This is a genomic window from Opitutaceae bacterium (assembly GCA_015075305.1).
In the GTDB taxonomy this organism is placed as follows: Bacteria; Verrucomicrobiota; Verrucomicrobiia; order Opitutales; family Opitutaceae; genus UBA6669.
Genome location: JABTUS010000005.1, coordinates 23,231 through 39,376 on the forward strand (window position 1 = coordinate 23,231; position 16,146 = coordinate 39,376).

The 16,146-nt window shown below is 61.9% G+C and carries 14 protein-coding genes; 6 read left to right on the top strand and 8 right to left on the bottom strand.

The window, feature by feature from the left end; genetic code table 11:
• Positions 1-204: 204 nt before the first annotated feature.
• Complete coding sequence (locus tag HS122_10655) at positions 205-1,743, top strand: TolC family protein (protein MBE7538862.1); 1,539 nt, start codon at positions 205-207, stop codon at positions 1,741-1,743.
• 46 nt (positions 1,744-1,789) lie between these two features.
• On the opposite strand, the gene miaA is transcribed toward HS122_10655, so the two are convergent.
• The 4 genes from miaA to HS122_10675 all read right to left on the bottom strand — a co-directional run bounded on the left by miaA (position 1,790) and on the right by HS122_10675 (position 7,831).
• Positions 1,790-2,830: a tRNA (adenosine(37)-N6)-dimethylallyltransferase MiaA gene (miaA, locus tag HS122_10660; GenBank protein ID MBE7538863.1), complete on the bottom strand. Its 1,041-nt coding sequence runs from the start codon at positions 2,828-2,830 to the stop codon at positions 1,790-1,792.
• Positions 2,736-3,575 (bottom strand): sugar phosphate isomerase/epimerase, encoded by an 840-nt coding sequence (locus HS122_10665; protein MBE7538864.1) that lies wholly within the window; start codon positions 3,573-3,575, stop codon positions 2,736-2,738. The genes miaA and HS122_10665 overlap by 95 nt, the downstream gene beginning before the upstream one ends.
• 67 nt (positions 3,576-3,642) lie before the next feature.
• Positions 3,643-7,152, bottom strand: coding sequence for a ThuA domain-containing protein (locus HS122_10670; GenBank protein ID MBE7538865.1), 3,510 nt, complete (start codon positions 7,150-7,152; stop codon positions 3,643-3,645).
• Between the two features lie 235 nt (positions 7,153-7,387).
• Positions 7,388-7,831 carry a CBS domain-containing protein gene (locus tag HS122_10675; GenBank protein MBE7538866.1) on the bottom strand — a complete coding sequence of 148 codons (444 nt, stop codon included), beginning with the start codon at positions 7,829-7,831 and terminating at the stop codon, positions 7,388-7,390.
• A gap of 382 nt (positions 7,832-8,213) precedes the next feature.
• Between HS122_10675 and HS122_10680 the strand changes: the two genes are divergently transcribed.
• Positions 8,214-8,690 (top strand): tRNA (cytidine(34)-2'-O)-methyltransferase, encoded by a 477-nt coding sequence (locus tag HS122_10680; GenBank protein MBE7538867.1) that lies wholly within the window; start codon positions 8,214-8,216, stop codon positions 8,688-8,690.
• Between the two features lie 229 nt (positions 8,691-8,919).
• On the top strand, positions 8,920-9,327 hold the full coding sequence (locus HS122_10685) for a DUF1425 domain-containing protein (protein ID MBE7538868.1): 408 nt from the start codon (positions 8,920-8,922) through the stop codon (positions 9,325-9,327).
• Positions 9,328-9,348: 21 nt separating this feature from the next.
• Here HS122_10685 and tsaE read toward each other — a convergent pair whose 3' ends face one another.
• Genes tsaE through HS122_10700 form a run of 3 tightly spaced genes read right to left on the bottom strand, consistent with a single transcriptional unit; the run spans position 9,349 to position 11,706 of the window.
• Positions 9,349-9,792 (bottom strand): tRNA (adenosine(37)-N6)-threonylcarbamoyltransferase complex ATPase subunit type 1 TsaE, encoded by a 444-nt coding sequence (gene tsaE / locus HS122_10690; protein ID MBE7538869.1) that lies wholly within the window; start codon positions 9,790-9,792, stop codon positions 9,349-9,351.
• Positions 9,785-10,807, bottom strand: coding sequence for a thiamine-phosphate kinase (thiL, locus tag HS122_10695; GenBank protein MBE7538870.1), 1,023 nt, complete (start codon positions 10,805-10,807; stop codon positions 9,785-9,787). Before thiL ends, tsaE begins: the two co-directional genes overlap by 8 nt.
• Entirely contained in the window at positions 10,804-11,706 is a 903-nt protein-coding gene (locus tag HS122_10700) for a CPBP family intramembrane metalloprotease (GenBank protein MBE7538871.1), read from the bottom strand. Before HS122_10700 ends, thiL begins: the two co-directional genes overlap by 4 nt.
• Positions 11,707-11,974: 268 nt before the next feature.
• On the opposite strand from HS122_10700, the gene HS122_10705 reads away from it, so the two are divergent.
• Positions 11,975-12,910 (top strand): class I SAM-dependent methyltransferase, encoded by a 936-nt coding sequence (locus tag HS122_10705; protein MBE7538872.1) that lies wholly within the window; start codon positions 11,975-11,977, stop codon positions 12,908-12,910.
• Here the strand turns inward: HS122_10705 and HS122_10710 are convergent.
• Positions 12,907-13,998, bottom strand: coding sequence for an A/G-specific adenine glycosylase (locus HS122_10710; protein ID MBE7538873.1), 1,092 nt, complete (start codon positions 13,996-13,998; stop codon positions 12,907-12,909). The genes HS122_10705 and HS122_10710 overlap by 4 nt on opposite strands.
• Positions 13,999-14,194: 196 nt before the next feature.
• Here HS122_10710 and HS122_10715 point away from each other — a divergent pair, with 196 nt between their 5' ends.
• Both HS122_10715 and HS122_10720 read left to right on the top strand, forming a co-directional pair.
• Positions 14,195-15,208 (top strand): ribonuclease HIII, encoded by a 1,014-nt coding sequence (locus tag HS122_10715; GenBank protein MBE7538874.1) that lies wholly within the window; start codon positions 14,195-14,197, stop codon positions 15,206-15,208.
• 32 nt (positions 15,209-15,240) lie between these two features.
• Positions 15,241-16,026, top strand: coding sequence for a ribonuclease HII (locus HS122_10720; GenBank protein ID MBE7538875.1), 786 nt, complete (start codon positions 15,241-15,243; stop codon positions 16,024-16,026).
• Positions 16,027-16,146: the final 120 nt, after the last annotated feature.

Below are 16,146 nucleotides of genomic sequence, written 5' to 3' on the forward strand. Positions count from 1 at the left end.
GCGCTTTTCACCGCAGCGTGAATCGGGTCCGGCGGTTTGGAAATTGATGCTTGTTCCTGAAACCGCGGACGGTCTCGCTGCGTCATGAAAGCCGAGCTGTCGGCATTCACCACGATTCGCCAACGGTCTCACGTAACCCGAATTTGGGCGAAACTTTCCAGTCGCGCCCATGATCACATTGCATTCTCATCATCGTTTCGCCGCATGAGTCGTCGCTTCCTTCCGGTTCTGCTCCTGAGTCTTGCATCCAGCCTGTCACCGGCGATTCTGGCGCAGGAGGCAGCGGCAGCTCCGGCCGCCACCCAGTCGAGCCCTGCGCCCGCTTCCTCCACAGCGTCGGAACTGACCCTCGAGGAGTGCATTGCGCGTGCGCTTCAGAAAAATTTTGCCCTGGAGGTTCAGCGGATAACAACAAGTCAGGCGAAGGAGAATGTCATCGTCGCTGAATCCGCCTTCGATTCGGCACTTCAGATTGTGGCCAGCCGCAGCACGCTTCAGCGGCCGGATGCCGTGACAACCGTCGACGGCATTACGACGGGAGGATCCCGCAATGACGCCGACAGCCTGCGTGCGGGCGTCACCAAGACCCTCGCAACAGGAGCGACGGTCAATGCCAGCACCTCTCTCGACCGTGGCAAGAGCTCGCAGAGTCAGTTCCTGAATCCCGCCTACAACGGCGATGTCAGTTTCTCCATCACGCAGCCTCTGCTTCGAGGCGGTGGCACGGAGGTGAACCGTGCTGCGATCCGCCGGGCTGAGATCGGCGTCGATCGCTCGAATCTCGATCTGAAGGGGAGCGTTCTCGATCTGGTCCGCGATGTGGAGGAGGCGTACTACAATCTGGTTTATGCCCGCGGAGACCGGGCCGTGCGTGATCTGAGCCTCCAGCTCGCACAGCAGTTGGTGGAGGAAAACGAGATCCGGCGGCAGGTGGGAAGCGCGATTGAACTAGACATCCTGACCGCGCAGGTGGGGGTTGCCAATGCCCGGCGCAATGTGCTGCTGTCCCAGCAGACCGTGAACAACCGGGAGGATGCGCTGCTTCAGCTCATCGGACAATTTGAGTTCAACCAGCACCTGGGAACTGTTGCATTTCCTGTTTACGAGGTGCCTGAACCGAGTTTTGACACCTCCTACAAGCTCGCGCGCGACAACGATCCGTCGCTGGCGTCGCAGCAGGCGTCGGTCCGGCAGCTTGAGATCGACACTGCCGTCGCACGCCGCAACCGCCTGCCCTCGCTCGACCTGGGCGGCGCCGTTGGATTGACGAGTCGGGAGGGAACCTACCAGGACGCCGCCACCCATGTTTGGGACGGTGATGGCTACGACTGGCAGGTGGACCTGACCTTTCGCATGCCGTGGCGTTTCCGCGGGGAGAAGGCCCGGTATCGCATCGCCCAAAGCAGTGCGATCCGGGAGGAGGTTCGCTTCCGGCAGCTCGACCAGGCGCTGATGGGCCAGGTTAGATCGGCCGTGCGCGCCGTGCAGACAAACAAGGAGAGCGTCTCGATTTCCGCGCTGGCCACCTCTCTGAGTGCACGCCAGTATGACCTTGAACGCGAGCGGTTGAAGGCCGGCCTCTCGACGAGTAGACGTGTGCTCGAGGCACAGGATGACCTTGAGTCAGCCCGCGTGAGCGAGCTTCAGTCCAAGGTCGCGCTCAGGATCGCCATGGCTGAATTGCAGCGGCTGGAAGGAACGTCGCTCGCGCGGTTCAAGATAAATGTGAATGAAGTCCGGTGAGCATCCGGATCGCTCCGGAGCCCGGCAGCGGGCGGAGGAGTCCGTTTCATTCACCTGAAAAAAGAGAGTCCAATGTGGCCTCGCCCGTCGCGACCACCCGGTGTTCAGGCAATTGCGTTCGGAACCAGGTGCGCTGCTTCTTGACCAGCTTCCTCGTGTTTGAGGCAATCTCCGATGAGAGCCTCTCGACCGGGAGACTGCCGTCCAGCATGGCCAGGGTTTCGCGGTAACCGATGGCCCGGGAGGCGCTCGGATTTGACTCCAGCCCCCGGCCCCGAAGCGAACGCACTTCCGCGACCAGTCCGCGTTTCAGCATCTGCTCCACGCGTCGGTCGATGCGGGCGGCAAGCGCCTCCGGCGTATCATCGAGCCGGGTGAGCCTCACGGTGCATCCGGCGAACGGACCGGGCTGCCGGGAGAATTCCTCAGCCAGCGAAGCCAGGGTTCGCCCTGAGCTGAGACATCGCTCCAAGGCCGGCAGTACGCGCCTCGGGTTGGAGGTGTCCAGCGTGCCAAGGCCGTCTGGATTCAACTCTTCCAGAGCTCTGACAAGCGCGGGCAATCCTTCACGCTCCAGGCGAGTCCGCAGTGAATTCCGGAGATCGGGGGAGACCTGCACGTGATCACCGACCGGACCAAAAAAGCAGGCGAGATAGAAGCCGCTGCCTCCAGTGACAAGGACCTTGCGGTTCCTCGCCTGGATTTGGGAGACGACAGTCCTGGCGCGTTCGACGTAATCGACGACATTGATCCTCTCATTCACGTCGCAGATGTCGATCAGGTGGTGGCGCACACGTTGCTGCTCCTCGGGGGTTGGCTTGGCGGTGCCGATGTCCATGCCGCGGTAGAAGAGCAGGGAGTCGCAGGAAACAATCTCCGCCCGCCGCGACTCCGCCCACCGCAGGGCCCATTCGGTTTTTCCCACCGCGGTCGGGCCTGTCAGGACAAAGATCGTGCCGGCCACGGAACAAAAAACTGAATCACCGGTTCGATCAGGAGGATTTCCAAACCTTCGCCAGTTCCTCGCGAAGCCGCACGGCGTCGGTCCAGGCGGGGGGAAGACCGGTGATGTTGTAGCCGCCGCCATTGGTCTGGTGGGGCCCCATCTCGGGACACACAAACAAAGTCCGACTGCGGTTGCGCGGCGCCGTTTTCCAGCACTTGAAGAGCGCACGCACGAATTGAAGGTAGCTCTGCACCTCCGGGGTCAGGGAACCGTTGCGGGTGACTGCGACCTGGCAATGGTGCCCGTTGAACGGCCGGCAGTGAGACTGGTCCGAATTCCTGACCAGATCAGGGTGATCAAGCAGGCGCGCCGCGTAGTTGTCCGGGTTCAAGTGCTTGACGACGGCGAAATGCGAGAAGTCGAAGTTTAGCCGGATCAGATTTCCGGTCGCTCTGTGATAGCGCTCGGCGATCTCGTAGGTCTTTTCGGGTGTCTCCGTGCAGGTGTCCCGATGAACTTCCAGCGACGGTATGAGTCCGCCGATTTTCTCAGCGAGTCGTTCAAACTGGATCCAGTGCCGCGCGGCCAGGGCGGGCGGCGTGTCATGGTCGTCGAGCTGGACATTGATGTGTGCGGCGCCTCCCTCCTTCTGCTCCTTCAGCATCCTGGCGAATTCCGCGGGGTTGCTTGTCGAAATGAAGCCGAGCCGGTGTTCGAGCCCGTGTTTGTCCGCGGCGCGGCGGTGCTCGGGAGTGAGTGCCGCGGTCAGGCCGTCAAAGCCCGCCTCCGCGACGGCCCTGATTTTTGCATCGAGCGACCACTGCCTGCGAGGGGAGGGATGGTCGACCAGGGACCAGAGGTTGGCGATGTGCAGGATCTTCGGCATCGAGATGGGCGATTGGGTGCGTTCGGCGAGAGACAATCGCCGTGCCGTGCCGAGGCAAGAGCGCAGGCTATTTTACGACCAGGACGCTCTGCATCATGCGCCAGTGTCCGGGAAAGGTGCAGATTATCGGATAGCGGCCGGGAGTTGTGGGCGCGGTGAAGTTCACGCCGACTGATTCACCCGGATTCACGAGGGGAACCGCGAAAAGCACGTCGGGACTCTCCGGAATGTAGTTGAGGGAGAGGGCCCGGGGATCGGCCAGCATCGTGTCGGCCAATGCACCGACCGCGTCAATGCGACCGGGCTGGATGACGATCGCATTGTGCTGCATGTGGTCGTTGTTCTGCAGCACCAGGCGGCCCTTTTCCCCGGCCTTGATGCTGATCTCCGCCTGGTCGTATTTCATGACATCGGGGATCACCCCCAGTTTCAACACGACCGCGCCGCCAGCCGCGCCGGCATCGTCTCCGTCGATCCGGCTGCCGGTCTGCTGGAGCAGATGGGCCAGGACCGGCATGAGCGGATCCGCAATGGTTTCATCCGAAGGCCCGAGGTCAGCCAGGGTGATGTCGTCGATCCACGACTTTCCCGTGACCAGTCCGCCTCCTCCCATCGTGTACCTGACGGTGATTTCCGAGAGGCCGCCCGTGTCGAACGAAACCCGCATCCTGCTCCACTTGTTGGTCTCCTTCATGGCCTGGCTGACCGCCTCGCGGGGGCCCTGTATTTCTGGTATGGATACAAAAACGCCGAGCGCGCCCGCCTTCGCTACGACGTCGGAGGTTTCGAGGTAGGTCGAGAGATCGTACCGGGTCTCCGGTTTCACCTTGAATTTCCGGCTCACCTGGATCTCAGCCCCCTCGCCGGTCCCCTGGATGAGGAGGCTTCGGCTGCTGGCGCGGCCGTTGTCCGTCACCTGGACGCTGCCCGAGCCCGAGAGGATGGAGACCTTCCAGTCGGAGGGATTTCCGAGCGGTTGATTCTCGAAGGTGTCGAGCGTTGTTGTGGCAAGCCCTGACCTGGCGGTGAATTCCCGCGCGGCTGCAATCTGTTCCGGAGTCGCACTCGCGAGAAACGCCGGACGCTGGGTTGATGCGGCCATCGTCGCTCCATCCACGGTCCACTGGTCGAGTCTGAGGCCGGAGTGATTGAGCATGGCAAAGACGGCCTTGCCTGCGTCGGGGAATGCCGGTCCGGAGGCGAGCGCGAGGAGAGCGGCGAGTCGCACCTGGGCATCCCTGTCGGTGAGGAGACCGGCCTTCAGGACGGCGGCGACGGTTCCCGATGTGTGCGGCAGCACGCTGACTGCGGTGTATCGCACGGCCGCGGACGGGTGGTGGAGCGCCTTCACCACGGCATCCTGGACCTCCGGAAGCGCATCCACTGCACCGAGGCCTTGAAGCGTCCAGAGGGCGTGAATCGCCGCAACATTGAGTCCCAATTCGTCAGTGGAGGGGTTTTCCACGAGCTTGATCAGCTGAGGGGCCACATCCTTGCGACTCCGCTCGACAAGGAGGCGCTGGGCGTGGCGGCGCCAGAAGAGGTTGTCGCTGGCAAGCGTGGCAACGAGCTTTTCGGGCGAGGCATCGGCGAGCGTGAAAGGCGCGGTCGCAGGCTTCGTCGTGTCGCCGCCTTTCCAGACAATCCGGTAGATGCGGCCGTATCGCTTGTCGCGGAGTTCATTTTCGTAGGCATTGCCGGCCCCGACCTTGAAGCCCTTCGGAGTTGGATTGTGTTGAACGATGTAATTGTACCAATCGATGACCCAGACTGCCCCGTCAGGCCCCACCTCAGCCATGATGGGTGCAAACCACTCATCATCGCTCGAGATGAGGTTGTTTGGGTTGTGGGCGTGAAAATTGGCTCCGGAAGGCTCAATGATGAACTGGCCGACCAGGTGTCCGGTGGGCTCTGCGACGAAGGCGATTCGATTCCAGTATTTTTTCGGATAGGCGCGCGCGGTGTAGAAGGCGTGCCCGGCTGCGGCCGTATAGCCCCAGTGAACATCGACCTGCCGTACCCGGCTGGTGACCGCCAGAAATCGCGCCGTGTCGGAGATGCTTCCAAGTGTCTTCAGGCGCATTCCAGCCGTCGCATAATAGCGATTCGGAATGGGCAGATAGACATTGGGATTGTTGTTGGCCGTCGACGCAAAGGGAATGCCAGCCTCGTTGAAACCAAGACCCCAGGTGTTGTTGTTTGTGGTGCGCAGGCACTCAAGGCGATCACCGGTGGGACTGAACCGGTAGAAGGCCTGCGAAAATGAGAGTCCCTCTCCGCCCACACTGCCTGTGAAGCCGGAATAGCCCAGCACGCCCCAGATCCAGTTGTCGAATCCGTAGACGAGATTGCTCGGACCGGCATGGGTATCCTTTCGACCCCAGCCGCTGAATAGAATTTCATTGATGTCAGCTTTCCCGTCACCGTCGGTGTCCTTGAGGAAAAGCGTATTGGGAGACTGCAGGACAATCACTCCGCCACGGGCGAAGGTGAATCCGGTCGGGATATTGAGTCCGTCGGCAAAAACGGTGAACTTGTCCATCCTCCCATCCTGGTCGGTGTCCTCGCAGATCAGAATTCTATCCCGTCCCTTTTCTCCATAGGGAAGCACGCGGTTCGGGTAGTCCAGCGTTTCGGCGATCCACAGACGACCGCGTTCGTCCCAGTTCATGGCGATAGGCTTGCGGATCTGCGGTTCGCTCGCCACGAGCTGGATCTCGAAGCCGGCTGGAACGATCAGGTGCTTCATCGAGTCTTCGGGCGAAAGCGGTTCCTGCATCATCGGCCAGCTCGCATCGCCCAGGGAGCGCTGCCCGGGGGTGTAGTAGGGAATGCCCTTCTGTTCAACCAGCTGCAGCGGAGGCACCGCGGGCCGATGGGCGAGTGCGTCGGGAAGTGTCTGTCCGCTGATGTAGCGCAGGCCGCGCTCGACAAGCTCCTGAAAACCGGGATTCGACCAGGTGCGCTTGTCGTGACCCCAGGCGGTGTAGAAAACCCGGCCCTTGCCCTGCGTGCGAATCCAGGTCCAGGGCTCGTCGTCACGCTTTTCGAGGACGGTGCGGTTCGTTTCATTGTGGCGGATGTGCACGTAGGTCTCGTCCCAGCTTTCGAAGCCCTTGAAACCGCGCATGACCGGGTTGTCGGCCGCCACAATCCGGGTTTTGACGACGCCGGTCCCGTGGCTGTTGAACTGGGCTCCAACGAGGTCAACATAGCGGTCGGAGTTGCGGAAGCAGTAGGAGGCGCAGTGCAGCGCGAACAGGCCTCCGCCGCTTTCGACGTAGCCGATCAGCGCGCGTTCCTGAGCCGGGGCGATCTGATCGATGTTGGCATAGATCAACAGGCCATCGTAGCGCTTGAGCGCGGCGGCGCTGATGTCGTCCATGTCCTCCGTATAGACCAACTGGACACCGCGTTCCATCAACACCGGCGCAAGGGTCCGGAGCAGCAGGGCGGGCTGGTGGTGGCCGCTGTCTCCGAGAAAGAGGATTTTCAGGATCCGCTCGGATTCAGAGCGGAGCGAACCCGCAAGAATCAATGCAAGGCAGAAGATGCGAAGGATGGGAAGGCTGGTCATGAAAGATCAGGGGTGATGCTGGACCATGAACGCAACCTCCTTGGCGCGCCATTGTTGAGCAAAAAATTTTCGTACTGTCCAAATCATGCGGTTCCCGAGGGATCCCCGACTTGGAACGGAAATTAGCCCCCCTCCGGATGCAAAACGAAATCGCCTCTCCGTCAGGAAGCGGCGATCAGGACTCCGCGGAGGTCCGCCGTGATTCCCCGGGCCAAGGTGCCGGGGGGGGAATTGTTCAGGCGATGACGCTTCCCGAGATGTAATTCTTGAGGTGCTCCGCTTCCGCGCGGTGCTGATCCGTCATCCATCGCGTGATGTCCCCGATGGAAATCACCCCAAGCAGGCGGCCCTCGGAAATGACGGGCAGGTGACGGCAACGCTTTTGAGTGAACATTTCCATCGCGTCTTCCATCGTCGTATTCGGGCTGACTGTAAAAACCGAGGAGGTCATGACATCCGAGACGAGTGTCCTGGAGGGATCCAGCCCGGCACCGACGATGCGGCGGAGCACGTCACGCTCAGTGAACATGCCGACCAGGATGCCTCTGTCGACGATGACAATGGCGCCCACCCGGCACTTGTTCATTTCGTCAACCGCGGAGGAAACAGTGACGGATGAGGGAACGGAATAGACGAAGTTGCCCTTTCGCTCCAATAGGGCAGATATTGGCGTATCCATGGGAATGGGGGGTTTTCCCAAAGCATGGGAAAGCAATCGGCGGCTTCAACCCTCAATCGCAGAAATCGGGAAATTTTCCCGGTGTGCATGGGGGCGGATGCCCAGCCTTCGGGGGGGGCCGGCAGCGGATCTCCTTCAACTTTGTATGAGAATGACCGATACACGGCTCACGCTGTCCGCGCGATCCGACGTGCCGCCTGGCACCGAACAGACTGCGAGGCCCTTGGTCGGATCGCCGGACTCCTTCACCGCCGCGGGTGGCCGCGATTGCCGCGCGGCGAAACCCCCGGTGACCCGCGATTGCGGGGCACGGAGCATTTCCGTTCCAAGCGGGCTCGCGTTCCCCCGCGTTTCCGACTCGAATCCGGGTGCGACCGACGCGATGATCCACATTGTTCTCTTTCAACCTGAAATTCCGCAAAACACGGGCAACGTCGGACGCATGTGTGCGCTCACCCGTTCGCGCCTGCATCTCATCCATCCGCTCGGATACGTGATCAACGACCGCAATCTCAGGCGCGCCGGCATGGATTACTGGCGCTCGCTGGATGTGCATGAACACGCGGACTGGCCCGCATTCCGGCGCAGCGACAAGGCTCCCCGCCGCCTCTGGCTTTTCACCACCAAGGCGGCGAAGTCCTTCTGGGACGTGACCTACTCGGATGAGGATGGCCTGGTTTTTGGAAACGAGGGCTCCGGCGCGCCAGACTGGCTTCATGCTGAAATGGGAGAGGAGTCGCGGGTGACCATTCCGCACGCAAATCCGATGCTTCGCTCGCTCAATCTGAGCACTGCCGCTGGTATCGCCTGCTATGAGGCGCTCCGCCAGACGGCGCTGCTGCCCGGTGTGCGGCGTTGACTTCCAATTGATGATGCGAGTTGAACCCTTTGCCTCCTGCGGGAGTTCAGCCCTGCCTCAATGCCTCAATGGCCTGCCCACCCTTCAGGTCGGCAGGAATGAACCGATGGAACATTTTTGGGATGCGGCGACCTAAGAGTCTACCTGAACCCACACCATGCCAACGCCAAGAGTCCGGCCAAGAGGCCATCAACTCCCCGCATTTTTGCGGCGAATCCTGCCGTTGGACATGCGGACCCGATTCACCTGCGTTCTTTTCCTGATCGCCGGTGCCGGCTGCAGGATGATGGATACCTCGGGGGTCACGCTAAATTCCCCCAAGTTCACCCTGGAGCAGACCGAAAGGCTGCAGTTCGTTGATCCGGAGCTGCAGAGTGCCGTGACGAGCACGGGAATCCAGCACTCGACGCTCGCGGACGGCCGACTCCAGATCGTGGTCAACGTTCATAATCGCAGCAAGATGCCAATGACCGTGCAGTTGAGCACGGCGTTCAAGGACTCGACGGGTTTTGCGACCCTCGATGAAACCGCCTGGCAGACCCTGCTCCTGAGGCAGAATTCGACCGAGGCGGTTCGTTTTGTGTCCAGTCAGGCCGGTCTGCGACAGTTCACCGTGCGCGTCCGCCACTCGCCGTAGGCTGCGAACTGACGGCACCCCTCAGCGCATGCGCAGGCTGTGGGACTCGTCGGGGAGAACGGCAAGATCGAGATGCATGGCATCGCGGGGAATCCAGGCGCTGATCCTTTCCGGCCACTCGACCGCCAGGCACCAGGGCGTGGTGAGGAAATCCTCCAGCATCAGGTCGTCGGCCTGGCGGTCATTCTCGAGGCGGTACGCATCAAGGTGGACCAGCGTGCGCGAAGGCCCCTTGTGGAGCGAGAAGAGCGTGAATGTCGGGCTCGTAATGGGATCGTGAATACCGAATCCGCGCGCCAGTCCCTGGACGAACGTGGTTTTTCCGGCACCGAGATCGCCGTGCAACGCAAGGGTGGCTTCGGGTGGAAGGATCCTCGCCAGCGCGGCGGCGTATTCCTGCATCGCGGCGGGATCGCGCGTGACCACTCCGGCCTTGAGTTCGGCGATCAATGGATGGTCAGTCATGGGCGGCTGGCGGTCTTGCGTCCCTCTTGGTCCTGTCCTCCGTCCGGCTCAGGTGTTCATAGCCGCCGAAACACGCCGCATCGATCCATTCCACACGCAGGTCAGCAACCGCGGATGGCCTGAAGAAACGCCCGATGCGGGTCAGCCGCAGACGGGGGAACCTTCGCCTCCAGTCGCGCGCGAATGACTCGAATTCGGTGGTGCCCCGAAGTGCAAACACCAGCTCGTAATCCTCGCCATCCCCGAGGGCGTGCGCCAGAGCGGAGCGACCGCTTGAGCGGGACGCCCTGCGCGCGTCACCGCTGATCGGAATCATGCGGGAATCAAGGCGGGCCATGGCACCGGGCGGTGTGAGCGAAGAGAGGTCCTTGGCCAGCCCGTCGCTGACGTCCATCATTGCGACGACCTCCCTTCGCGAAGCGAGCCATGCGCCCTCGGCGAGCCGGGGGGAGAAATTCCAGTGGTGGGCCTGGCGGCTTCCGCCCAGACTCCCTGTCACGCAGATCCAGTCTCCCGGCCTTGCGCCGGACCGGGTGAGGATGCGCTGGTGCGGCGACCGCGCGCCGCCCAGGAGCGTCAGCGTTGCAACGATGCCGCCGGTGAGCTGGGCGACGTCACCCCCGACGACGGGAACGCCGTGCATTCGGCTGACGCGGGCGATGCCCCTGTAGAATTGCTCCAGCCAGCGGATGCTTACAGCGGGGTCGATTGCGAGGGCAACGACGGCCGCACGCGGGACGCCGCCCATCGCCGCGATGTCGCTGAGGTTCCGCTTGAAAAGTTTTGCTCCCGCAGCCGCAGGCGGCACTTTGTCATCGAAGTGCCGGCCATAGATGACGGGATCGACCGTGATGAGCTGGGGTGCCTTGGACGACGGCACCACGGCACAGTCGTCACCCAGCCCGAAGGGGCTCCTGGGGCTCGCGGTTCCGAGCCAGCGGCGGATCTCGGCTATGACACCGCGTTCGCCCAGGGATCCGATGGACAATGCGGGGTCGCCGGTGAATGGGTTCATGGCTGCGCGATGGATGACGCCTGATCCTTCATGGTCATGAGGAGAATTGCCAGCGTGTGCAGGTTGAAGAACGCATGGGCGAACATGCAGATCGCGAGGCGCCCAGTGCGCTCGTAGACGAAAGCCAGCACGATGCCAAACATCACGAGCGGCACGAAGGCGGCCGCATTGGCGTGAAGGGCGGAAAAGAAGATGCCCGAAATGAGGTAGGCCGAGATGCCGGGAACGCGGGTGCGAAGGTAGCGGAAAACCCCTGCGCGAAACACGAGTTCCTCGATGATCGGCGCGATCACGACCGCGAGAGTGGCCATGGCCGCCACGAGCAGCCGCGAGTCGGAGCGCGTCAGCATGTCGACAAGCTCCTGCTGCTCCGTATTCACACCGACGGCGCGAAGAACTGTGGTCGAGATGAATCCGGAGAGCCCCACCATGGGAAGGGCGGCAAGGAACACCATCAAACCCGCGGCAAGCGCGTTGGCTCGAAACGGTGCGACGGGTGCTGAAGCGAAATCGTCGGGCGGGATGAACGGCTCCTCCAGGGGTGCCTCGCGTCGCATCACCCGGTGATAGGCGTTTCCGAGAAAAATGCCGCCAAGAACGCCGAGCTGAAAGGCGAGATTGTAGAGGACGAGCCAGACATCGGCGTCCATCAGATCCTTGAACTGCCGCTCGATTGTCTGCGTCAGGAACTGCAGCGCAAGGCCGCCCACCACTGCAAAAAGGGCGCGGGTCAGGAAGTCCCCGACGGAGATCGACCAGGGGTGAAGGCGGATCGCCTTGAGTGAGGGCGATCGCGAGCCGAGCAGCCACCGATGGAGAATGATGCAGCCCGCAATCAGGAGGGCGATTTCGATGAGGTTGGCGGCGATGAGCGCAGGCTCGTCGAAGGAAAATTCCATAGGGTGGACGGGAACGACGATGCCAAGCCGTTCGGAAGCGTCACGGAAAATCCCGACGAACGTTCCTCCATGTGCAAACCATCGGATGAATGTTTGAAGCCTGGTCCCGCGAACCAGGACGCGAGAGTGTGCCCGGGCGGCAATTGATGATTTGATTCAATCAAAACTGAAGTCGCTGAGCATTCCTCACTGGAACTCCGGAAGGGATTGCCGAGACCGCGCAGATGGGCTAGGAATTGCCGCGAACTGAAATATTCCAGCCTTCGTTGTGTATCGAAATCTAGACTACCGGGAATTTCTCGAGCGTGGGAGCTGGCCGGTGCACTTCCGATCGCAGCTTCCGCATCCTTGTCCGATCTGCGAATTCACCACCGAGCCCGCAGGTGAGACCGCCGGCCGGCGCACCGGCCGCACCTTTCAGCTCCAGCGATGCATCGTTTGTGGGTTCGTCTTTGTCATCGATCCCTGCACTGATCAGGCCGGCGCCATCGATGCGGTGGGTCTCGGGGGGAAGCGCGCGGATGCCGGAGCTGCTTCTGAATGCGAGCGTGATGACTCGGGCAGGTGCATTCAATTCTATGAATGGCGGGGTGTGGAGCGGGTCGCCCGGCACTTCCTGCCGTCCGGTGGAAAGTGGCTGGACTACAGTTGCGGCGAGGGAGGGATGGTTCGATTCGCCAGGGCAGCCGGGCGCTTTGATGTGAGGGGATTTGAGGCGGGCCCATGCGGGGAGAAGGCGCGGGCGAATGGCCTGCCAATCCTGACCGAGGACGAACTTGAATCGCATCAAGGAACATTTGATTTCGCGACCTCGCTGGACGTCCTAGAGCACCGGGAGGACCCGGTTGCTGAACTGTCGAAAATCCACTCGATGCTGAAGCCCGGGGGAGTGCTCTTTTTCCTCACGTCCAACACCGCTGGTGCTCCTGCATCAATCAGCAAGTGGCCGCGGATCGATCCCGAGATTCATGCCAGTTACTTCAACCACGTTTCCATGAAGGTCGCGCTGGAGCGCGGGAGATTCATGCTGAAGTACATTTCCTGGCTGCCGGGTTTCAGCGATATTGTCCGGTACAAGACCCTCAGGTGCCTGGGGGTCAGGCGAAGGAATATTTTTGAGCAGGCCGTTCCCTGGCGGCTGGTTTCCCGGCTGTTTGCGGCCAGGCAGCACCTTGTCGATTACTCGGTGGGCATTGCGCGCTAGGCAGGCGGTCGCTTTCGAGCGAGCGCCACAGCGCGGCGCGCTGCTGGATCCGTTGCGAGGATTTCATTTATCCAGCGTCGGTGAGGACCCGAAACCGGGATCGCCGGGAGTTCGCCGAGGTCAATCCAAACGAGCTCCGGGTGCGGGGCAATGCGCCTCTTAAGGGAAACGCGGTAAATCAATTCGGTGATCGAATGACGCGTGATGGTTCGCCTCCTCTGCGCGATCAGATCCATGGGTGCCAATGCCCTTTCCTTGAGTCCGACCTGCGCAGCCGTTGGAAGCTCATGGAGTTTCGCGAGTCTTCGCGCGCCGGATGTGGCCCGATGAAGCAGCAGCGCGCCGCGCCTGAGCGTCCATGCGCGGGTGACCGTGCAGTATTCGATCTCCTTCGGAGCCAGCCTGGGATACCGCTCGGGCGAGCCTTCGGCCGCGGCTGCGCACCAGCGGCTGACCGGACAGAGCAGGCAGAGCGGATTCCGCCGATGACAGACCGTGGCTCCAAGTTCCATCATCGCCTGATTGTGGTCCCCCGGTGCTTCAATGCTCAGCAGTTCCCTTGCGACCGGAGTCAGATGTTTGGCCGCCGCCGCCCCGTCCTTGAATCGGGTGGAGTCTCCGGTGAGCCGGGCGATTATGCGCACAACGTTGCCGTCCACGCACGCCTCCGCCGCACCGAAGGCGATGCTGGTGATGGCCGCCGCCGTGTAGGGACCCACACCGGGAAGTTTGCGCCACGCCCGTGCTGCGCTTGGAATTTCAGGCTCGGCGACGAGCGCTTGGGCGAGCCGGTGAAGGTTGCGCGCGCGCGAATAGTACCCGAGCCCCTCCCATTGCCTGAGCACCTCCTCCTCGGACGCCGAAGCGAGCGACGCAAAATCGGGAAATGTCTCGAGCCAGCGCTCGAAATAGGGCAGCACGGTTTTCACCTGTGTTTGCTGGAGCATGAATTCGCTCACCACCGTGCGATAGAGGGAGGGCTTCACTCGCCAGGGAAGCGGGCGCTGGCTCGACCGATACCAGTCGAGCAAGGCGCGTTGGAATTCCGTCTTTTCTGAGGATGACCTGGATACGGCGGATTTGGGCACGGGTGTCGTGAGACAGGCAGGGGTGGGCTGCGGAGTGAACCTCAAACATTCGCGCCCGCGGTCAAACGAGCGGAGCACGCGCCAGTTCGGTTTGAATCGGCGCAAGGAGGCGAGAAGACGCCTTTCCCGCACATCTCATGCAAATTCCGAATTCATTTTTCGTGCCTTTCCCCGCCGGGTCATGGTTTAACCCGTCATGCCAAAGCCACGCTCCGGGGATGCGTTCGCATCGGACGCTCCCACGAAGAAACTCTCCTCCTACACCGTCAAGCTGGACGAAGCGCAGATGGAGGCGCTCAAATCCATTCTGAACGGTCGCGGATGGGAGGCATTCGACGTCGCCTACTCGCGCTACGCGTTTCGCGGCAGGGACTGCAATGTGACGGCCTATGAGAGCGGCAAGGTTGTGATAGCCGGCAAGGGCACGGAGGAGTTTGTGACGATGACCCTTGAACCCGAGGTCACGCGCGCTCCCAAGCTGGGTTATGACGAGGAGCTCAATCCCGAATGGTTTGAGGCCCATGCGGGCCTTGACGAAAGTGGAAAGGGGGATTTTTTCGGCCCGGTCATAGCGGCCACCGTCATCGCGCAGCCGGCCATGATTCGCGCGTGGCGCAAGGCTGGGGTGCAGGATTCCAAGAAGCTGTCGGAGGGGCAGATTCTCAAGATGGATGAGATGATACGCGGCACGCGCGGTGCGGTTGTGAAGACCTGCCATTGCAGCATGCCGAAGTACAATGAGCTCATGGCGCGCCCGAGGGCCAACCTGAATCTGCTGCTGGCCTGGCTGCACGGAACCGCGCTGATGCAAGCGCTGGCGGAGAGTGCGGTGCCCTGGGGTCTTCTCGACCAGTTTTCCAAGCAGCCGCTGGTGCAGCGGGAGCTCGCGCGCAAGGGGCTCAAGGGATTCGAGCTCAGGATGCGCACAAAAGCGGAGGAGGATCCGGTTGTGGCCGCGGCCTCGGTCGTGGCTCGCGCGGTGTACGTGCGCGAGATGCACAAGCTGTCGCAGCGCTTCGGGGAGAAGCTTCAAAAGGGCGCGAGTTCAAAGGTGAACGAGCAGGCTGCGCGCATCATTGAAAGGTTCGGCGTGCGGTCACTGGGAGATTTCGCGAAGCTGCATTTCCGCACCGCCTACGATGTGGTCAGGGCCGCGGGAAAGCTGGATGAACTCCCTTTGCCCGAGCCGAAGGAAAAAATGGATTGGTGAAACCGGCGCCGGTTTGCTGGAGTTGAGTATCCATGGCGAAACGTCGTCAACTGCGGGCATTTGATCTGAAGCAACTCGATGGTGTCGCTGAGCTCATTGGCGTCGATGAGGCGGGCCGCGGCGCGCTCGCCGGTCCTGTTGTGGCGGGAGCGGTTCTCGTGACGCGCGAATTCCTCAACAGCCGCTGGTCCGAGGTCAACGCCCGGCGGATCAATGATTCAAAGCAGGTCAGCGCCGCGGAAAGGGAGTCGCTCTGGATGGAGTTCGAGGGGCTCGTGGCCGAAGGCAGGATTCACGTGAACTTCGGATCGGCGGATGTCGCGGAGATTGACAGACTGAACATTCTGGGCGCGACCAAGCTGGCCATGCGGCGGGCGATTGAAGGCATTTATCCGCCTGACGCTTTCCGGAGAACGACGGAGCCCGACCTCTTCTCCACGCCGGAGGAGGTCGCCGGCTACCAGCCGCAGGTTTCCGCGCGCATCCTGGTCGACGGCCTGCCGCTGCGGCATTTTTCCTACCCTCATTCGGGACTTGTGAACGGGGACGCGCGTTCGCTCTGCATCGCCATGGCGTCGATCGTTGCGAAAGTCGTGCGCGATCGCCTCATGGTTGAGATGGAGTCAGCCCACCCGGGCTATGGTTTCGCCCAGCACAAGGGTTATGGCACGGACGAGCATCGCGACGCAGTGCTCCGTCTCGGACGATGCGTCCAGCACCGGGAGGTGTTCCTTCGGAAGCTTCTGGCGAAACGCACGGATCCGGGGCAGATGGACTTCCTCGACGGTGCGGATCAGGAGTCTGTGAGCGATTGCTGAGGATCCTGGAGCGGGATGCCGGATGGGAGTCGAACGGACGATCCGGGAATGGCGGGACGCGGAAGCGGGCATTCCTTGCGTTTCCAATCGAATTGCCGGGAGAGTAAGGCTTCGTAACAT

Bases quoted from the DNA above. Each gene is read 5' to 3' on its own strand.
- thiL (MBE7538870.1), bottom strand. From the start codon at position 10,807: ATGAACCCATTCACCGGCGACCCCGCATTGTCCATCGGATCCCTGGGC.
- HS122_10700 (MBE7538871.1), bottom strand. From the start codon at position 11,706: ATGGAATTTTCCTTCGACGAGCCTGCGCTCATCGCCGCCAACCTCATC.
- HS122_10655 (MBE7538862.1), top strand. From the start codon at position 205: ATGAGTCGTCGCTTCCTTCCGGTTCTGCTCCTGAGTCTTGCATCCAGC.
- HS122_10685 (MBE7538868.1), top strand. From the start codon at position 8,920: ATGCGGACCCGATTCACCTGCGTTCTTTTCCTGATCGCCGGTGCCGGC.
- HS122_10680 (MBE7538867.1), top strand. From the start codon at position 8,214: ATGATCCACATTGTTCTCTTTCAACCTGAAATTCCGCAAAACACGGGC.
- HS122_10665 (MBE7538864.1), bottom strand. From the start codon at position 3,575: ATGCCGAAGATCCTGCACATCGCCAACCTCTGGTCCCTGGTCGACCAT.
- HS122_10670 (MBE7538865.1), bottom strand. From the start codon at position 7,152: ATGACCAGCCTTCCCATCCTTCGCATCTTCTGCCTTGCATTGATTCTT.
- HS122_10715 (MBE7538874.1), top strand. From the start codon at position 14,195: ATGCCAAAGCCACGCTCCGGGGATGCGTTCGCATCGGACGCTCCCACG.
- miaA (MBE7538863.1), bottom strand. From the start codon at position 2,830: ATGGCGGCGGCTACAACATCACCGGTCTTCCCCCCGCCTGGACCGACG.
- HS122_10675 (MBE7538866.1), bottom strand. From the start codon at position 7,831: ATGGATACGCCAATATCTGCCCTATTGGAGCGAAAGGGCAACTTCGTC.
- HS122_10720 (MBE7538875.1), top strand. From the start codon at position 15,241: ATGGCGAAACGTCGTCAACTGCGGGCATTTGATCTGAAGCAACTCGAT.
- tsaE (MBE7538869.1), bottom strand. From the start codon at position 9,792: ATGACTGACCATCCATTGATCGCCGAACTCAAGGCCGGAGTGGTCACG.